The sequence below is a fragment of the Rhodobacter sp. P2_H5 genome (genome assembly GCF_056403335.1).
Map to the genome: position 1 here is coordinate 1 of NZ_JBFUFS010000129.1, position 631 is coordinate 631.

The following is a 631-nucleotide window of genomic DNA, read 5'->3' on the forward strand; positions in this document are numbered from 1 at the left end:
GGCTCGCCACCGACCCGGACATTCTGGTGCTGGATGAACCCACCGCCGGCATCGACATTGGCTCCAAGTCCGAAATCATCCGGCTGGTCCGCGACCTTGCCGCCCAAGGCAAGGGCATCGTGATGATCTCCTCCGAACTGTCCGAACTTCTGACCGCCTGCGACCGCATCCTGGTGATGGCCGACGGCCGTGCGCATCAGATGATCGACCGCGCCACGCTGGACGACCCAACCGAACCTGACCTTGGCCACCGCCTGCAAGGGGCCGAGCGTCAGTTGCAGATTGAAATCCAGAAAGCCCTCGCCTTCGAGCCCGCAATGACACAGGAGGTGTCCCATGGCTGACGCAACCACCACGCCGATGGGCGGATTCTTCACCAACTGGCGGCAAAACATCATCTACATCGGCTTCGTGCTGATCTTCGTGATCTTTGCCTTGACGCTCAGCCAGAAGGGTTTCCTGAACCCGACCAACCTTCTTAACATCATACGCCAGACCGCGATGATCGCCGTGATGGCGGTGGCCATGACCTTCGTTCTGGCCTCGGGTGAGATTGACCTGTCCATCGGCGCCGTGGCCGGTTTGGCAACCGTGACTGTCGCCATGGCAATCGCCGTGGCAGGGCCAGTTG

The 631-nt window shown here is 61.2% G+C and carries 2 pseudogenes; both read left to right on the top strand.

The features are described from left to right. Positions 1–344 (top strand): annotated as a pseudogene (locus AC1DVR_RS23920) (hypothetical protein); the annotation flags it as partial. Further along, positions 337–631, top strand: a pseudogene (locus AC1DVR_RS23925) (hypothetical protein); the annotation flags it as partial. The pseudogenes AC1DVR_RS23920 and AC1DVR_RS23925, both read left to right, overlap by 8 nt.